Origin of the sequence: Sorangium sp. So ce176 (assembly GCF_051519835.1) — a bacterium.
GTDB lineage: Bacteria > Myxococcota_A > Polyangia > Polyangiales > Polyangiaceae > Sorangium > Sorangium cellulosum_G.
Genome location: NZ_CP150371.1, coordinates 7877283 through 7894530 on the forward strand (window position 1 = coordinate 7877283; position 17248 = coordinate 7894530).

The following is a 17248-nucleotide window of genomic DNA, read 5'->3' on the forward strand; positions in this document are numbered from 1 at the left end:
CCCCCCGCGAGGTCGCCCCAGCGACAGGCGCGCGCCCGAGCCCTCACGCGCACGCGCGCTTCGTGAACCGCACGCGCAGCCCCTCCGGCTGCATCGCGAACGCCATCCGCTCCCGCACCGGCGCCGTGTGATCCGCGAGCTGCACCGTGAAGCTCCGGAGGACCATGCCCACGGTCACGGCGCACTCCAGCAGCGCCATCGAGCGGCCAGGGCAGATGCGCGGCCCGCTGCCGAAGGCGAGCGCCATCCGCGGCTCGTGGGGCAGCGTCGCGGGCGCGCCCGCGAGCCAGCGCTCGGGGCGAAATGACTCGGGATCGCTGAAATACTCGGGCTTCCGGCCGATCGCGCGCGTGAGCGCCACGACGCCGGCGCCGGCGGGCACCGCCACGTCGCCCACCGCTGTGTCGTGGTTCGCCTCGAGGTAGAGCAGCGGCGCCGGGGAGCGCATGCGCAGCGTCTCCTGGGTCACGGCGCTCGTGTACTCGAGGCGCTTGCTCTGCTCGAGGGTGGGAATCAGGCCGCCGCCCAGGACGCGGTCCGCCTCCTCGCGGGCGCGGGCCTGCACGTCGGGGCGCGAGCCGAGGTAATAGAGGATCCACGCGAGCGTGTTCGCCGTCGTGTCCTCGCCCGCGAGCATCATCGTGAGCACGTTCGCGTAGACCTCGGCGTCGGAGAGGTGCGCCTTCGGGTTGTCGCCGTCGCGCGCCACGATCATGAGCTCCAGCAGCGTCTGCGGCCGCGCGGGCCGGCCCGCGCCGCCCTCGAGCTCGCGCCGCGCCGCGGCCACGATCTCGAGGATGAGCCGCTTCACCGCGATCAGCGCGCGGTCGTAGGCGCGGTCGGCGGGCAGGCCCAGGTACCGCCAGTAGGGCAGCGGCGCGAGCATCCGCCGGTTCAGGCCGAGGAAGACGCGCTGGAGGTGCTCCTGGAGCGCGTCCGGCCCGCCGCAGAGCGTGTCGAGGTCGCGCCCGAAGGCGACGGACGAGGTGACGTCGACCGAGTAGCGCATGAGATCGCCGAGGACGTCGCGCGCCGCGCCCTCGTCGGCCGCGCGCGACCACACATCGCGCAGCCTGCCCGTGATCTCGCGGATGCTCGGGAAGAAGCCCTCGACGTGCCGCGCGTGGAACGTCGGATTGATGAGCTGCCGCTGCTTGCGCCACGCCTCGCCGTCCGCCGAGAACAGCCCGACCATGCCCGCCTCGCGCGACACGTCCTCGATGGTGCGCATGCGGCGGAACACGGCGGGGCGGCGCTGGAGCACGTCGCGGACGAGCTCGCCCTCGGCCACGACGAGGATCGGCTGGCGGCCCATCCGCACAACGAACATGTCCCCGAAGGTGCGCCACCACCGCTCGAACTCCAGGTGCCAGCGGTCGGGGTGGAGCTCGTGCAGATTGCCGATCAACGGCAGCCCCCTGGGCCCCGGGAGGTCCGCGAGGGTCCGACGCGGACGCGCAGCCTCTGCGCTGCGGCGGGTGGAGTCGTCTGGAGCCGGGCAGATCGGTTTCATTCTCTCTTCATACAGAGCGGGCGCGCCTCGAGGCAAACCCCACACGCGGGCGCTGGCGTGGCGGGCGCGACGCGGGTAGAGACGGCCTGCATGACGGGGCCGCTGGAGAGAGAGCTGGCGAGCTTGTCCGGCGAGGAGATGGTCGCGGCGCTCGGCCTCGGCGGCGCGCCGGCGTGGGTGCGCCGCGCCGGGCGCGCGGCCTTCGCGCTCCCCTCGATCCCGCTCGGGCGCGTGCTCGCGCGCTTCGATCGGCGCACCGGCGAGGCGGGGATCCACGTGGCGGCGCGGGAGGCGCTCTCCGGGTTCGGCGCGCGCTGGACGGCCGACGCCGCGCCCCCGCCGCGCGGGGCGCTCCTCGTCGTGTCGAACCACCCCGGCGCCCACGACGCGCTCGCGCTGATGGCGGCCCTCGGCCGGGGCGATCTCATGATCGTCGCGGCCGAGCGGCGGTTCCTGCGCGCGCTGCCCGAGGTGAGCCGGCGGCTGCTCTTCGTGCCGATCGACGGGGCGCTCGGCGGGCGCGAGCTCGCGGCGCGGACCGCCGGCGTGCGCCGCGCGCTGCGGCACCTGCGCGGCGGCGGCGCGCTGCTCCACTTCCCCGCGGGGCGCATCGAGGCGGATCCGGCGTTCGCGGGCGCGGGCGATGCGCTGCTCGGGGCGTGGCACCCGAGCGCCGGGGCGCTGCTGCGCGCGGCGGCGGCGGCGGGGGGGCGGGTCGCTGTGGCGGTCGTCTCGGGGGTGCACTCGCCGCGGGCGAAGCGGCTGGCGGTCACGCGGTGGGCCGAGCGCCGGGGGATCAGCACGCTGGCGCCGCTCCTGCAAGTGGCGCTGCCGGGCTTCGACGACGTCGAGGTGCGGGTGCGGCTCGGCGAGGCGCGGGAAGCGGCGGTCCTCGCGGACGGCGGGGGCGACGACGCGGCGCTCACGCGGCAGCTCCGGGACGAGGCGGCGGGGCTGATCGCGGGCGGCGGGTAGCGGGAAGCGGCTCCGAGGTGGTCGCTGGGGCGGACGTCGGTCGCGGAAAAGCCCACCCTGTCGGGGGGTACACCACGAAGGGATTGTTCATTCCCTCGAGTCGTCATGGATTGCCATGGATGAGGTGGATTCTCATTCGTCCCGGAGGTTGGCAGACGCGCGCCGTGACGGGCCCTTTTCTCTACCGCTCAGCGGCCACGCATTCCCATGAGACAATTGATTTTGTCATGTATCAACGTGTGAATCGGTCGATTTGAGGATTGACTTGTGGATCGGGCACGCTGGATCCTCACGACTGAGGACACCCATGCTCAGACTACCGATCGCAGCCGCCTTGTTGTTCGCGCCGCTCGGGTGCGGCAGCGACTTCGAGCCGCCGCTGGTCGCCGGGAGAGCCGTGCTCACCCTGGGAGCGACGCAGTTCTTCCTCGACACGGGGAACAACGGGGAGACAGCGGTCGCGTTCGACGAGGACCACCAGCGAATCTGGTACACGGACTGTGGGATAGCCGACGACGAGTTCGAAGTGATGATCTTCAACGACCCCATCCGGGAGAAGAAGGGCTTCTGGGGGATCATCCTCCGCGCGTCGCTCGACGCGACCCAGAAAGCCTGGAACGTGTCCGTCCACCTCGGGGACGACGGGCTCAACGGCGTCTGTCAGCTCAACCACAAGACAACGCGCGAGAAGGATCCGTACGAAGCGGAGCTCTCGGTGGAGGCGTGCCTCCTGAAAGACAGGACGGTCGACGCGGATGGCTTGCAGGAGGCGCGGTTCGACGCGTTCGTCCGCGCCAAGCGGTGCGTCCTGCGCGCCCCGGCGGCCGCGGCGGAGTGACGGCTCAGCGCCCCGGCGCCACCCGCGCGATCGCCGCGCGCACCGCGGCGGCGGCGCCGTCCCACGTGGGCAGCGCCGCGGACCGGACCGCGGCCGCGCGGCTCATGCTCGAGCGCAGCGCCGCGTCGTCGAGGAAGCGGGACAGCGCCCGCGCCAGGCCCTCGCCGTCGTCCCAGAGCAGCGCCTCCGCGCCGTCCTGGACCACCTCCGCGATCGCGCCGGCGCGGGCGGCGAGCACCGGCACGCCGGCGCGGACCGCCTCGGTGAGCACCATGCCGTAGCCCTCGAGCCGCGACGGCAGGATCAGCGCGTCCGTCGCCGCGAGCTCGGCCGCGAGCGCGCCGTCGCCGAGCACGCCGGGGACCACGACGCGCGCCCGCAGGAACGCCGACGCCGCGATGGCGCGGCGCACCTGCTCGCCGTGGGCCGGGTCGCGCGCCGCGTCGCCGACGAGCGCGAGCGTCGCGCGCGGGCTCCCGACCCGCTCGAACGCCGCGAGCAGCTCCAGCAGCCCCTTGCGCGGGATGAAGCTCCCCACGAAGGTGATCCGCAGCGGCCCGCCGCCCCGCGGCGCGCGGGGCAGCAACGGGAGCCGGTCCGCGCCCGGGGGCGCCACGTCGACCCGGTCGACCCCGTGCTCGCGCCGGAGCCGCGCCGCTGTCGTCGCGCTCGTCGCGAGGCGCGCGTCGGAGAGCCGGAGCACCGCCGACTCCTGGAGCGCGAGCGCCGCGCGCCGCGGGCCGGGCGGCAGCTCCCACGCGCTCAGGTGGTGCACGAGCAGCGCGCGCCCGATCCGGCGCGGCAGCGCCGCGAACGCCGGCCCGAGCTCCGGGAAGCAGAGCTCGTCCCCCACCACCACGGCCGGGTCGATCCGGGCGAGGCGCCGCGCGAGCGCGATCCCGGCCAGCGCGCGCGATCGCGGCGCCGGATCGAGCGACACGACCTCCACGACGTCGCCCCACGCGCGCAGCCGCTCCACGACGAGCCGGTCGTAGATGTACCCGCCCGTCGTCTGGTCGAGGGCGCCGTAGACGATCCAGGCGACGCGCATGGGTCTGGAGAGCCGCTCGGCCTGAGCTACCCCCGCGGGCAGCGCGGCACAACGCGCCGCGCGCTACAGGTCCCGCTCGAAGCCCGCGTACGCGGTGGGCGACTCGCGGACGAGCACCCGCAGCGTCGCGCCGGGGAGCGGCGCGTCGCCCTCGGGGAGCTTCGCGATGTCCGCGGCGAGCAGCCCGGCCACGTGCTCGGCCACGCGCTCGGTCGTCGAGGTGCGCCCCGGGAAGGCCGGGTGCTCGTCGAGGTTCTGGTAGTCGATCGTGTCCAGCGCCCGGCGCAGCGACGCGTGCAGCGCGCCGATGTCCATGACCACGTGGTGCGGCCCGAGCGCCCTGGCGCGGATCTCGACCTCCACGGAGTACGTCGCGCCGTGCATCCGGGTCGCCGGGCCGAAGAACGGATCGGAGAAGCTGTGCGCGATCATCACGTGATCGCTGACGCCGAGGAGGAACATGGCTCGTGCCTACCGCGTAGCCGATCGCGATCCGTACTGGAAGACCGTCTGCAGCCGCGCCCCCGGCTCGGCCGCGAGCGCGGCGTACACCGACGGCGCGTCGTCGAGCGGGACGGGCGGGTCCAGCAGCGCGTCGAGCGCGGCGTCCTCGAGCAGGGCGCAGACAAGCGCGAAGCGCCGCGCGTGGTCCCAGCGGGGCGCGCGCTCCGGCGGGATCGTCGACACCTGGCTCGCGCGGAGGCGCAGCCGGCGCCGGTGGAACGCCGACCCGAGCGCGACAGGGCTCGTGCGCGCCCCGTAGAACGACGCCACCGTCACCGTCGCCTCGCGCCCCGCGTGCGCGATCGCGCGATCGAGCTCGCTCGGGTCCCCGGTCGCGGCGATCACGGCGTCCGCGTCGCCCTGCGGCCGATCGTCCTCCGGCCGGATCGCCGCGGCCGCGCCCAGGGCGAGCCCGGCCTGGCGCCGCCGCTCGCTCGGTTCGACCAGCAGGACCTCCGCGCCGGCGCGCCGCGCGAGCGCCACGACGAGCAGCCCGACGACGCCGCCGCCGAGCACCACCACCGCGTCCCCGAGCCCGATCCCTGCGTCCCACACGCACGTGATCGCCGTCTCCAGGTTCGCGGCCAGCACCGCGCGCTCGCCCGGGATCGCGCGGGGCAGCGCGCGCGCCGCGCCCGGGCCGAGGAGGTGCAGATCGCCGTGCGGCGCCAGCGCGAACACGCGGTCGCCGGGCGCGGTCGCCGCGCCCTCGCCGCGGGCGACGACCTCGCCCACCCACGCGTAGCCGTAGCGGCGCGGATAGGTGGGCGCGCCAGGCGCGTCGAGCGACGGATCGAACGGCGTCGGCCCCTCGCCGCGGTAGAGGAGGAGCTCCGTCCCCTGGCTCACGCCCGAGGCGAGCGCGCGCGCCACGACCTCGCCGGCCCCGGGCTCGCGCGGCGGCGCGCCTTGCCGCACCTCGACGAGGCCGGGTCCGAGGAACCAGAGCTCGCGCGCGGGCGGCGCGCCGGTGTCAGTCGGGATAGCCAATCTCTCCTCGCAGCAGCACGTTGCCTCCCAGGAGCTCGACCGCCGGCTCGCGCAGGTCGATCGCCGACGCGAGCTGCGCGTCTCCCAGCGCGCCGACCGCGGGGATGGCCGTATCGCCGAGCAGGCGCGGCGCGATCTCGACCTCCGCGCGGTCGGCGAGCCGCGCGCGCAGGAACGACGTGAGCACCATGCCGCCCCCCTCGACGAGCAGCCGCCGCACGCCGCGCGCGTGGAGCTCGGCCAGCGCGTGCGGCAGCGAGACGCGCCCGCTGTGGTTCGCGGGCACGACGACGACCTCCGCCCCGCGCTCCTCGAGCCGCGCCCGCGCCGCGTCCGTCGCCCGCCCCGCGGCCCCGATGACGATCACGCGCCCGCCCGGCGGCTGCCCTGACGACGGCTGCCCCGACGCCATCAGCAGCCGCGCCCCTTCCGGCACGCCGAGGGTGCTCGCCAGCACGACGCGCGCGGGCTGGGGCCCTGCGCACGCGCGCACGGTCAAGAGCGGGTCATCGATCACGACGGTGCGGATCCCGACGAGCACCGCGTCGTGGCCCGCGCGCGCTCGGTGGGCGTGCTCGATCCCCGCCGGCGTGCTGAGCCCCACGCGCTCGCCCGGCGTCGCGATGCGGCCGTCGAGCGTCTGGGCGAAGTGGAGCGTGACCAGCGGCCGCGGCGCGCTCATCCCGCGCTCGCGATCCCGCGCGCGGCGCGGCCGATCGCGCGCGCGGCGTGGGCGAGGGGGGACTGCGTCGTCATCCCGAGCCGGCAACGGAGCCTCCGGGCCACGGCGCCACTCTAGATCATAACGCCCGCCCCGGGGAGGAGAGCGCGCGAACGGCTCAGCGCCAACAGCTCGACACGAACGGCCGGCGACGGAGCCCCCGCGCGAGCGCCGCAAGCCTTCGCGCTCGCCGGCGGTCCCAGAGACCCACGAGCCGACGCTCCCGCGCGCCCCGCAGCCACGACCGCCGCCCCGCTCGGCGCGCCGCTCCGTCCCATCGCGCGCTTGCCGCGCCGCCCCCGGCGCTCTAATCGCGCCGCGATGCTCATCGATTGGCCTGCCCTCTCGGCGCGCTGCGACCACGCCGGCATCCCCCTGCGCGGCGGGTTCCACCCTCGCGACGACGACGGCGTCCCCCCCGCAGGGGATCTCCCGGCGGGGACGCTCGTCCTGCTCGGCAACGCCGGCCCGTCGATGTGGCGCGCGTTCTCGCGCGCCCGGGAGGACGCCCCCGATCTCGCGCTCGACGACTGGACCTTCGCGGTGGTCTCCGCGCTCGCGGCGGAGCTCGGCGCGGCCGCCCTGTTCCCGTTCACCGGCCCTCCCTACTGGCCGTTCCAGCGCTGGGCGCAGCGGGCCGAGGCGGTGTACCCCTCGCCTCTCGGCATCCTCATCCACCCGCGGTTCGGCCTCTGGCACGGCTATCGTGCCGCGCTCGTCTTCCCGGAGCGGCTGTCGCTCTCGCCGCGCAACGACCTCCCGAGCCCCTGCGCGTCGTGCGCCGACAGGCCCTGTCTCCGCGCCTGCCCCGTAGCCGCCTTCTCCCCCGGCAATTACGATGTCGCCGCCTGCGTCGGTCACCTCGGCGCGCAGGCCGGCGCGGCGTGCATGACCGGAGGATGCCTGTCGCGCCGCGCGTGCCCGGTCGGGCAGGAGCACATCTATCCCGAGGAGCAACGCCGCTTTCACATGCGCGCATTCCGCGCGCTCCACGCGCCCGCGCAGCGAACACGGAGCTCCACCTGACTCCAGGTTGACGCCGCCTCCTGGCTCGATCGCTCGATCGCCTCCAGATCCTGGATCCTGCGCGCCGGAGATCAGGCAGGTGAGCGGCCGCGACGGCCATGAAAAGGGCGATCGACGGCGTGGCGCCATGGCGCCGGCGCGGGTCCGGACGCACGTTGGTGTGCAGGGGGAGGGAGCGTCCGCCGATGACCCGTGCTGCCCGTTCCATGCTCGGAGCGCTCGTGTTCATCTCGTGCGCCGCGGCCGAGCGCGCTCCGAGCGGTGAGCGCGCCGCCGAGCAGCCCCCGGGAGGGGGGAAAACCATGCTGAGCCTTGCATCGCCGGCATTCGCGCAGAGCGGCGAGATCCCGATGGAGCACACATGCGAGGGGGCCGATCGATCCCCGCCGCTCGCCTGGTCCTCGCTGCCGCCGGGCACACGCAGCCTCGCGCTCATCGTGGACGACCCGGACGCGCCCGACCCGCGCGCCCCGAAGACCACGTGGGTGCACTGGGTGGTTTATAACCTCCCGCCCACGGCGAACGACCTGCCCGCAGGCGCTGCGGACGGCGGCCTCCCCGAGGGCGCCCGCCAGGGCCTGAACGACTGGAAGCGCCCGACCTACGGTGGCCCTTGCCCGCCGGTCGGCAGGCACCGCTATTTCCACAAGCTCTATGCCCTCGATACGGTCCTGCCCAACCTCGGCACACCGACGAAGGCCCAGCTCGAACAGGCGATGGCCGGGCACGTGCTCGCCCATGTCGAGCTCGTGGGCACGTACCAGAAGACGAAGCGGTAGCGGCGCTCGCCGTGAGCCACGGCGGCGCGGCTCACGGCTTCCTGATCCGATACCCCGCGCGCGGGAAGTGCAGCGCGATCTCCCCCACCGCCGCATCGCGCCGCCGGACCGTGATCTCGGACGCCGAGATCCGCGCCACCACGCCGCGGCTCTCCTCGGGCCCGTGATCGTCGGCCGCGATCGTCACCGCATCTCCCGGCCGGAGCTCCTCTGCTCCCGTGACCTCCCCGCCGGCGACGTCCGCCGGCTCGGACGCGCGGGCGATCGCGAGCGCCTCGGCAGGGGTCATCGGCCGGGCGTCGCCCGGGCCGAACCCCTCGATGCGCGCGAACCACGCCGCGAGCGCCGGCCGCGCCTCGATCTCGGCGAACAGCCGGGCGCTCTGCTTCAGGAACCAGACCGGGTGAAAGCACGCCGCGTCCGCGATCGAGAACGCGTCGCCCAGCAGGAACGGCCTTTCTCGGAGCTGTCCCTCCAGCCGATCGAACGACAGCCGCGCCTGGCTCAGCGCGTGCGGCGCCGCCCCGAAGATCGCCTCCTTGCTCAGCGCCGGCGACATCGCCGCGCGATCCTTGAGGATGCCCGGCGGCAGGACAGGGAACAGCTCGACAACCATCGGCGGCACGACCTGCGCCATGAACCGATGATCCGCCCAGTCCTCGATCATCGCGGCCAGCCCGCTCTGGCCCGCCGGGAAGCAGGCAGGCTCCGGCTGGAGCTCCTCCAGGCGCCGGGCGATACACGCCGTGTCACAATAGACGTCCGCGCCGATCTGCAGGACCGGGATCCGCCTGTATCCCCCGGTGAGCGGCGTCAGCTCGGGCTTCGGCGCCATCATCGGCTGCTCGACCGATCGCCACGCCACCTTCTTGTACGCGAGGATCCGGCGGATCTTCTCCGCGAAGAGCGACAATGGATACTGGTGAAGAATGATCTCGGCCATGAGCGTTCTCCTTCTGGTGTGACCATCTCCGGTCGACGGCCATTCTGGGGCTCCCGCCCCGCGCGTTCTTGGAGGATCTTGCGATCGCGCGCCAAGGGCCCCTCACGCTCGCCCGGCGTCCCGACCGGGCGGCCGCCGGCGATCGCGCCGCTGCGTTCCCCCGCGCCGCCCGCGAACCGCTAGCCTACGCCCCCGGGGGGCAGCGCCGCGCGTCGCGGCGTCCTCGCGGAGCCCTCCTCATCCCGCTCGACCGATTCGACCGATCCCCGCGCCCCGCGCGGGACAAGGAGGCACCGCCCATGCTCGCCGGCCGCATGATGGATTATCCGCTGACGATCACGCACTTCCTCGAGCGGGCGAGGACGTACCACGCCCGCAGCGCGATCGTGACGCAGAACCCGGACAGGACCTCTTCCCGCGCGACCTACGCCGATCTCCACCGCCGCGCCTCGAAGCTCGCGCACGCGCTGACGCGGCTCGGCGTCCGCGCGGGCGACCGCGTCGCGACGCTCTGCTGGAACCACGCCCGGCACCTGGAGCTCTACCTCGGCGTCCCGGCCATGGGCGCGGTCGTCCACACCCTCAACCTGCGCCTCCACCCGAGCGATCTCGGGTACATCGCCTCGCACGCCGAGGACAGGGTCCTCGTCGTCGACCGCTCGCTCCTCCCGCTCTACCGCAAGTTCGCGGCCCAGGCCCGCTGCGTCCAGCGCGTCATCGTCATCGGCGACGACGGGCCCGTGGAGGGCGACGGGCTCGATTACGAGGCGCTGCTCGCGCCCGAGCCCGATCACTTCGACTTCCCCCGGCTCGATGAGCGCGCCGCGGCCATGCTCTGTTACACCTCCGGCACGACGGGCAACCCGAAGGGCGTCCTCTACAGCCACCGCTCGATCGTCCTCCACACCCTCGTCTCGTGCATGCACGACGCGCTCGGCTTCCGCGACAGCGACGTGGTCCTGTCCGTCGTGCCGATGTTCCACGCGATGGCCTGGGGCCTGCCGTACTCGGCCGTCGCGACAGGCGCCAGGATCGTCCTGCCCGGCCCGCACCTCGACCCCGCGTCGCTGCTCGACCTCATGGCCCGGGAGCGCGTCACGTTCGCCGCCGGCGTCCCCACCATCTGGCTCGGCATCCTCGCGCTCCTCGACGAGCACCCGAAGCGCTGGGATCTCTCGTCGATGCGCGCGATGGTGATCGGCGGCTCGGCGGCGCCCCCCGCGCTCATCGACGGCTTCCTCGCGCGCCACGGGCTCGTTGTCACGCACGCCTGGGGGATGACCGAGACCAACCCGCTCGGCACCATCGCGCACCTCCGCCACGGCCTCGACCTGGACGCCGCCGCGGAGCTCGATACGCGCGCCTCCCAGGGCTACGCGGTCCCGTTCATCGACCAGCGCCACGTCGGCGCCGACGACCAGCCGCTGCCCTGGGACGGCCGGAGCATGGGCGAGCTCGAGGTGCGCGGCCCCTGGGTCGCCTCGTCGTACTTCGGCGACGAGGGCGAGGACCGCTTCACGAAGGACGGCTGGTTCAAGACCGGCGACGTCGTGACGATCGACGGCGACGGGTACATGCGCATCACGGATCGCGCGAAGGACGTGATCAAGTCGGGCGGCGAGTGGATCAGCTCTGTCGCGCTCGAGAACGCGCTCATGAGCCACCCCGCCGTCCTCGAGGCCACTGTGTTCGCCGCGCGCCACCCGGTCTGGGGCGAGCGTCCGCTCGCGGCCGTCGTGCTGCGGCCGGGGCAGGCCGCCTCGAAGGACGAGCTCCGCGCCCACCTCGAGCCCCGCTTCGCGAGGTTCTGGCTCCCGGACGAGGTCCTCTTCGTCGAGCGCATCCCGCGCACCTCGACCGGCAAGTTCCTGAAGTCGCAGCTGCGCGACGAGTACGCCGATCTCCTGACGAAGCAGCCCCCCGGCTGACGCGCGCGCGCGCCCGCGCGAAATCGCCCGCCGATCCCGGCGGCGCGTGGTCTAGGCTGCCCCCATGGCCGAAGGGGATCCCGAGGACTTCGCCGCCGCGCTCGACGCGGCGGGCATCGACGGCTGGATCAACGCCATGGGCCTGCGGCTGATCCGCGCCACGCGCGACGAGGTCGAGGCCGAGCTCGACATCGGCCCGCAGCACCGGCAGGCCTACGGCATCGTGCACGGCGGCGTGCACGCGGGGATCGTCGAGACGCTGGCGTCGATCGGCGCGGCGCTCAACGCCCTGCCGGACGGCCGTACTGTGGTCGGGCTCGAGAACCACACGAGCTTTCTGCGCGCGGTCCGGTCGGGTCGGCTCCGCGCCGTCGCGCGGCCGATCGACCGCGGGCGCCGCACGCAGGTCTGGGAGGGCTCGGTCCACGACGAGCAGGGCCGGCTCTGCGCCTCGGGGCGCGTGCGCCTCCTCGTGCTGGAGCCCGACGCGGTGCTCGCGGGGCAGCGCGCCGGCACGCCGGGTTGAACCCACCCGCGCGTCGGAGTACCCGATCGCCCGCGTGTATGACCCGCTGACCGACGGAGCGCCTGGCCGGCTGACAACCGCCGCCTCCGCGAGGAGCCCTCGTTGCGCGACGTAGACGCCCTCCGGATGATCGACCGCATCCCCCGGCTCGGCTGGGTCGTCGGGCCCTCGCCTGTCACGGCGCTGCCGCGGCTCGCCGCCGCGCTCGGCCTCGATTTCCTGGGGATCAAGCGCGACGACCTGTGCGAGCCCGTCCACGGCGGGATGAAGATGCGCAAGCTCGACTACCTGCTCGCCGCGCCCCCGCTGTCGACGGCGGCGGCGTGGTCGGCGGCGGGCGGCATCGGCTCGGGCAACGTGGCGGCGCTCGTCGTCGCGGCGGAGCGCCTCGGCCGGCGCGTGAACGCGCACCTGTTCTGGACCGACCTCTCCCGCGCGGTGATCGACAACCTCGCGCTCACGGCCTCGGGGCCGAGCTCGATCCGCTTCTATCCGTCGCGCCTCGAGCTCGCGCTCGCGCGCCCGTCGCTCTTCCTGCCGCTCCGCGCGCGGGATGCCGAGGGCGCGGCGATCGTGCCGCTCGGCGCCACGTCGGCGCTCGGCATGGTGGGGGCCGCGCGCGCGGCGCTCGAGCTGTGCGCGCAGGTCCGCGCCGGCGAGCTCCCCGAGCCCGCGCGCGTCTATGTCGCGTTCGGCTCCGGCGGCACCGCCGCCGGCCTCGCCGTCGGCCTCTCGCTCGGCGGCCTGCGCTCGCGCGTCGTCGCCGTCGCCGTCGTCGAGCGCCTCCTCGCCTCGCGCTTCCGCCTGCGCGCCCTCACGGCCGAGCTCCGCGCGTTCCTGGCGCGCGCCGGTGTCGCGCCCGTGCCCCCCGCGGCCCCGATCGACCTCGTCCACGGCCACCTCGGCCGCGGCTACGGCTCGCCGACGCCCGCGTCGCTCGCCGCCTGCGAGGCGCTCGCGGCCGAGGGCATCTCGCTGGAGCCTGTCTACACCGGCAAGGCCATGGCCGCGCTCATGGCCGACGCGCGAGCGCGCCGGCTCGGTCCTGTGCTGTTCTGGCACACGGCGCGGCGCGAGCCCTTGCCCAGGCCGGACGGCTTGTGCGAGCGCCTCCCGCCCGCGCTGGCGCGGCGCCTCGGCGCCCACTGCGGCGGCGGCTCTCGATAAGGAACCTACATATCGCCGCATTGCGGCGTCCTGCCGCCGTCGCACGAAGATGAATTTGTACGTCGCCTCGACATCGCGACGGGATAAGATCGTTTTCTCTCTTGCGCCCTCGGTGGCTGTTTGCTTTGGCTGCCGTGGCGCCTGTCCGCGCACCACGCGCAACCCGCGTAAAAAGGAGACTTCGCATGCTTCGCCTGCAATCGAACTGGTACGTTCCGCTCGCAATCCTGCTGGCATTGACCGGCGTCGCCTGCGGCGGCGGCGACAACGCGTCGAGCGGCTCCGGGGACAGCGGCGCCGGCGCCGGGAACGGGTCGGGCGCGGGCGGCGACGACTTCGGGAGCGGCGTGGCGGCGGGGCCGGGCGCGGGTAACGGCAACGGCAGCAGCGGCAGCGGCAGCGGGTGCGACGCGAAGCTCACGGGGATCGTGCGCGACTTCCGCGCCTACGAGGACGGGGAGGGGCACCCCGACTTCGAGACGTTCACGGGCAGCGGCCTGAAGGGGATCGTCGCGCGCGAGCTGGGCCCGGATCAGAAGCCCGTCTATGCACACCAGAGGGGCACCGCGCACACGACGGGGCCGGAAGAGTTCGATCAGTGGTACCGCGACGTCCAGGGGGTGAACATGCCGATCGAGTTCACCATCACGCCCGTTGTCGGCGCGGACGGCATCGCCACCTACGACAACCGGGCGTTCTTCCCCATCGACGGGGGGGGCTTCGGGAACGAGGGCAGGCAGCACAACTTCCACTTCACGTTCGAGCTTCACATGAAGTTCGTGTACAGCGGCGGTGAGGTGTTCTCGTTCACCGGCGACGACGATCTCTGGGTGTTCATCAACAACCGTCTCGCCATCGATCTCGGCGGCCTCCACGGCCCCCAGTCCGACGAGCTCGATCTCGACCGGATGGCCGAGGAGCTCGGGATCGTGCCCGGCCAGGAGTACCCGCTCGACTTCTTCCACGCCGAGCGGCACACGACCGAGTCGAACTTCGTGATCCAGTCGACGCTCGCGTTCACGAACTGCGAGCCCATCTTCGTCGACTGAGCGCGCGGGGCGCACAGAAGAGAAGAATTTGAACCACAGAGGCACAGAGGGCACAGAGGAGAGAGAAGAAAGAATAATTATCTATCTCTCTTCTCTCTTCTCTTCCCTCTGTGCCCTCTGTGCCTCTGTGGTTCTATCTCTCTTCCATGAAACCAGGCACGACCCGCCGACGCGCCATCAGAGCGAGAACGACCCGCTCACGAACGTCGAATCGGCGAGCCGGTACGGCACCCCCATGATGTCCCTGGGCCGCGGCGCGCGCACGAGGTCGCGCGGGAGCTCGTAGGTCTGGTCCATCAGCCGGATCTCGACCGGGCCGGAGTCCTCGACCTCCAGCGACAACTCGATGCCCCCTGGCGGCAATCCCATGTAGGTGAACCCCCACCGGACGTCGCGCTTCACCTGCGCCCCGCGGGCCGACTCCTCCACGCGCTGGCCGTCCACCTCCGCGCGGAGCACCGGGGTCGGCGACGCCACCTCGGCGAGCAGCCACGGGGCGCCGCGGGGCGACGCGACGCGGAGCCGGAGCGACCGCACGCCGCCGCGCGTGACGTCGCCGAGCACCGCGAGCGACGGCAGCGGCAGCGCGGCGACAGGCGCCTCGCTCTGGCGGGTCACCCGCACGAACGGCACCGCGAACGAGGGCGCCTGCGCGCGATCGTCCGGGAAGTGGGCGGCCGTCCACGGGTCGAGGTCCCTGTCGGCCGAGAGCCAGTGGGCCTGCTCGGCCGTGGCGTCGAGCGCGTAGGCGAGGCTCGCCGGCCGCGGCCGCGCCTCGCTGAAGCCGCCCGTCGCGCAGGCGACGGCGAGCGCCAGGGCGCCCGGCAGCGCGAAGGCGAGCGCGAGCCGCCGCGAGCGGCCGCCGCCGAGGAGCTCGGCGTGCGGCAGGAAGAGCCCGAAGACGAGCGCGACAGCGAGCGCCGGCGCCGCCGCCATCGGAAGGCCCAGCGCGACGAAGAGCAGGTACGGGCCGGGCACCGCCAGCGCGACCGCCGGCGCCGCGGCGGCGACGAGGAGCGCGGCGTCGGTCCACGTGGGCCACGTCGGAGCCGGCGCGGACGGCGCGCCGCCGCGCCGGATCATCACGGCCGCGACGCCGAGCAGGGCGGACGCGAGCGGCCAGGCGAAGTAGAAGCTCGCGCCCGGCATGGAGAGGCTCGCCGCGACGAGCAGCACGAGCCAGAGGAGCAGCGCGCCCAGGGCGGCGTCGCAGGCCCCGAGGCGCGCCCGGACGAGCCGGTAGCCCGCCGCGGACGCCGCGAGCGCGAGGAGCGCGAGCGCCAGCCGGTACGCGGGCGCGTTGTACGGCTCGAACGGCATCACCCGCAGCACCGGGTGGACGCGCCGCAGGACCCACGCGAGCCCGCCCACCGCGGCGGCGACGCCGAGGAGCAGCGCCAGAAAGGCGAGCGATCCCGAGAGGATACGGCCCAGCGACGCGGCCCCCCGCCGCCGCGCCAGCGCCGCCACGCCCGCGAACAGGCAGGCGATCAGCGCGGCGATCCACGGCACCCAGCCGATCGGGTGCGCGAGGAGGTGGGCGCCCCAGGTGTTGAAGTACACGGCGTCCTCGCGGTCCCGGTGCCCGAGGTCGAGCGCGCCGAAGCGCCGCGCGAGCGACAGCGCCTGATCCCCGGCGTGCTGCACGCTCCGGAGGTCGAGGTTGCCCAGGGTGTCGGACGGCGTGTGGTAGTGCGCGGCGGCGTCGCTGAAGGCGAAGTTCAGCCCGGGGATGCCGGCCCGCTTGAACACGCTGAGGTCGGTGCTGTGGCCCATGCGCCGCGCGACCTCGGGGAACAGCGACGAGGCCACCGGGTAGGGCGCGACGCGGGCGAGCTCGCGCACCGGCCACGCGTCCCCGGGCCCGGTGTCGAACATCGCGACGACGCCGCCGGCCCCGCGGGCGTCGAAGTTCAGCGCGATCCGCACCTCGCCGCGCAGCGGGTGCTCGGCCATGAACGCCTTGCCGCCGAGGATGCCGCCCTCCTCCGCGTCGGTGAACAGGAGCAGCACGTCGTTGCGCAGCGGCGCGCCGCTCCTCAGCGCCCGCAGCGTCTCCAGCAGCGCCGCGACCCCGCTGCCGTCGTCGGCGGCCCCGGGGCTGCCGGGCACCGAGTCGTAGTGCGCGACGAGCGCGACCACCCCGGTGCTGTCCGCGCCCGGCAGCCGCGCCACGACGTTCTCCACGCGCGCGGCGTCGTACGGCAAGCCCCACTGCCGGCTCAGCACCGAGGCGCGCTGGACCTCGGCCTGCACGCCGAGCTCCGCGAGCCGCGCGAGCAGGTACTCGCGCGCCCGCCGGTGGCCCGCGGTGCCGGTCGGGCGCGGCTCCGCGGCGATGCGCGCGAGGTGCTCCCGGGCCCGCTCGGCCGAGAACGCCTCGGGCGGCGCGCTGGCCGGCGCGACGTCCGGAGGGCGGCCGAGCTGCGCGATCCGGAGCGCGACGAGCGCGACAAGCGCGAGCGCCACGGCGAGCCCAGGCGACCACCGCGCGCGCAGGAGCCCCGTCACGTTCATGGATTGCCCTCGGCCTCGGCCTCTCTGGACAGGAAGTAGTCGCGCAGCGTCCGGCCCGCCGTCTCCTCGAAGCGCGCGCCGAGCGTCTCGAGATCGTTCATGCGGTCGAGGCGGAAGCCGCGAAAGGCGCCGCGCAGCTCGCACCAGGCGGCGAGCGACCAGCCGGTGCCCATGAAGAACAGCCCGAGCGGGAGCGCCGTCCGCGTCGAGCGGGCGCCGTCGGCGCGCGCGTAGCCGAAGCGGATCTTGCGGCGCTCGCTCACCGCGGCGCGCAGCGCGGCGAGGTGCGCGGTGGCGCCCTCGGGGATGTGGAAGCTCGGCGCGAACAGCGCGCTCGCGGCGACCCTCGGCCGGAGGCGATCGGGCAGCGCCGCCTCGATCCGCGCGAGCGCGCGCCCGGCGGCGCGCACGAGCGCCGGATCGGACCAGCTCCCCACCATGCGCGCGCCGAGCACGAGCGCCTCGATCTCGTCCTCCTGGAACATGAGCGGCGGCAGATCGAAGCCGCGGGGCAGCGCGTAGCCGACGCCGGCCTCCCCCTCGATCGGCACGCCCGACGCGATGAGATCGCGGACGTCGCGGTAGATGGTCCGCTCCGATACCTCGAGCTCCTCCGCGAGGCGCGCGGCCGTCGTGACGCGGCGCCGGCGGAGGAGCTGCACGATCTGGAACAGCCGGTCGGCTCTCCGCATGACAGCGCGTCCCCGTCCTCCGGCGCCGG

Annotated in this window: 16 protein-coding genes; 8 read left to right on the forward strand and 8 right to left on the reverse strand. The window is 74.3% G+C overall.

Annotated elements, in window-relative coordinates:
- Positions 1 to 43: 43 nt before the first annotated feature.
- On the reverse strand, positions 44 to 1513 hold the full coding sequence (locus tag WMF42_RS29525) for a cytochrome P450 (RefSeq protein ID WP_437686206.1): 1470 nt from the start codon (positions 1511 to 1513) through the stop codon (positions 44 to 46).
- 90 nt (positions 1514 to 1603) lie between these two features.
- On the opposite strand from WMF42_RS29525, the gene WMF42_RS29530 reads away from it, so the two are divergent.
- Entirely contained in the window at positions 1604 to 2488 is an 885-nt protein-coding gene (locus WMF42_RS29530; protein ID WP_061612481.1) for a 1-acyl-sn-glycerol-3-phosphate acyltransferase, read from the forward strand.
- Positions 2489 to 2795: 307 nt separating this feature from the next.
- A complete protein-coding gene (locus WMF42_RS29535) occupies positions 2796 to 3326 on the forward strand; it encodes a hypothetical protein (protein WP_155799005.1) in 531 nt (176 codons plus the stop codon).
- Between the two features lie 4 nt (positions 3327 to 3330).
- Here WMF42_RS29535 and WMF42_RS29540 read toward each other — a convergent pair whose 3' ends face one another.
- From WMF42_RS29540 to WMF42_RS29555, 4 genes are all read right to left on the reverse strand, one after another.
- Positions 3331 to 4377, reverse strand: a complete 1047-nt coding sequence (locus tag WMF42_RS29540; RefSeq protein ID WP_437686207.1) for a glycosyltransferase family 4 protein — start codon at positions 4375 to 4377, stop codon at positions 3331 to 3333.
- A 63-nt stretch (positions 4378 to 4440) separates the two neighbouring features.
- Entirely contained in the window at positions 4441 to 4839 is a 399-nt protein-coding gene (locus tag WMF42_RS29545; protein WP_061612478.1) for a 6-pyruvoyl trahydropterin synthase family protein, read from the reverse strand.
- A gap of 9 nt (positions 4840 to 4848) precedes the next feature.
- Entirely contained in the window at positions 4849 to 5871 is a 1023-nt protein-coding gene (locus WMF42_RS29550; protein ID WP_437686208.1) for a zinc-binding dehydrogenase, read from the reverse strand.
- Positions 5855 to 6553 carry a RibD family protein gene (locus tag WMF42_RS29555; RefSeq protein WP_061612477.1) on the reverse strand — a complete coding sequence of 233 codons (699 nt, stop codon included), beginning with the start codon at positions 6551 to 6553 and terminating at the stop codon, positions 5855 to 5857. Before WMF42_RS29555 ends, WMF42_RS29550 begins: the two co-directional genes overlap by 17 nt.
- A gap of 360 nt (positions 6554 to 6913) precedes the next feature.
- On the opposite strand from WMF42_RS29555, the gene WMF42_RS29560 reads away from it, so the two are divergent.
- Positions 6914 to 7618, forward strand: coding sequence for a hypothetical protein (locus tag WMF42_RS29560; protein ID WP_437686209.1), 705 nt, complete (start codon positions 6914 to 6916; stop codon positions 7616 to 7618).
- Positions 7619 to 7920: 302 nt separating this feature from the next.
- A complete protein-coding gene (locus tag WMF42_RS29565) occupies positions 7921 to 8397 on the forward strand; it encodes a YbhB/YbcL family Raf kinase inhibitor-like protein (RefSeq protein WP_061612488.1) in 477 nt (158 codons plus the stop codon).
- 31 nt (positions 8398 to 8428) lie between these two features.
- On the opposite strand, the gene WMF42_RS29570 is transcribed toward WMF42_RS29565, so the two are convergent.
- Positions 8429 to 9340 carry a glutathione S-transferase family protein gene (locus WMF42_RS29570; RefSeq protein ID WP_437686210.1) on the reverse strand — a complete coding sequence of 304 codons (912 nt, stop codon included), beginning with the start codon at positions 9338 to 9340 and terminating at the stop codon, positions 8429 to 8431.
- A gap of 299 nt (positions 9341 to 9639) precedes the next feature.
- Between WMF42_RS29570 and WMF42_RS29575 the strand changes: the two genes are divergently transcribed.
- The 4 genes from WMF42_RS29575 (at position 9640) to WMF42_RS29590 (ending at position 14010) form a co-directional block, all read left to right on the forward strand.
- Positions 9640 to 11268: a long-chain fatty acid--CoA ligase gene (locus WMF42_RS29575; RefSeq protein ID WP_437686211.1), complete on the forward strand. Its 1629-nt coding sequence runs from the start codon at positions 9640 to 9642 to the stop codon at positions 11266 to 11268.
- A gap of 64 nt (positions 11269 to 11332) precedes the next feature.
- On the forward strand, positions 11333 to 11794 hold the full coding sequence (locus WMF42_RS29580; protein ID WP_061612474.1) for a PaaI family thioesterase: 462 nt from the start codon (positions 11333 to 11335) through the stop codon (positions 11792 to 11794).
- 102 nt (positions 11795 to 11896) lie between these two features.
- Positions 11897 to 12961, forward strand: coding sequence for a 1-aminocyclopropane-1-carboxylate deaminase/D-cysteine desulfhydrase (locus WMF42_RS29585; protein ID WP_437686212.1), 1065 nt, complete (start codon positions 11897 to 11899; stop codon positions 12959 to 12961).
- A 185-nt stretch (positions 12962 to 13146) separates the two neighbouring features.
- On the forward strand, positions 13147 to 14010 hold the full coding sequence (locus WMF42_RS29590) for a fibro-slime domain-containing protein (protein ID WP_437686213.1): 864 nt from the start codon (positions 13147 to 13149) through the stop codon (positions 14008 to 14010).
- Positions 14011 to 14187: 177 nt separating this feature from the next.
- Here the strand turns inward: WMF42_RS29590 and WMF42_RS29595 are convergent, their stop codons facing one another.
- Both WMF42_RS29595 and WMF42_RS29600 read right to left on the reverse strand, forming a co-directional pair.
- Positions 14188 to 16527 (reverse strand): M20/M25/M40 family metallo-hydrolase, encoded by a 2340-nt coding sequence (locus tag WMF42_RS29595; protein ID WP_437686214.1) that lies wholly within the window; start codon positions 16525 to 16527, stop codon positions 14188 to 14190.
- On the reverse strand, positions 16524 to 17219 hold the full coding sequence (locus WMF42_RS29600; RefSeq protein WP_437686215.1) for a helix-turn-helix transcriptional regulator: 696 nt from the start codon (positions 17217 to 17219) through the stop codon (positions 16524 to 16526). The genes WMF42_RS29595 and WMF42_RS29600 overlap by 4 nt, the downstream gene beginning before the upstream one ends.
- Between the last annotated feature and the right edge of the window lie 29 nt (positions 17220 to 17248).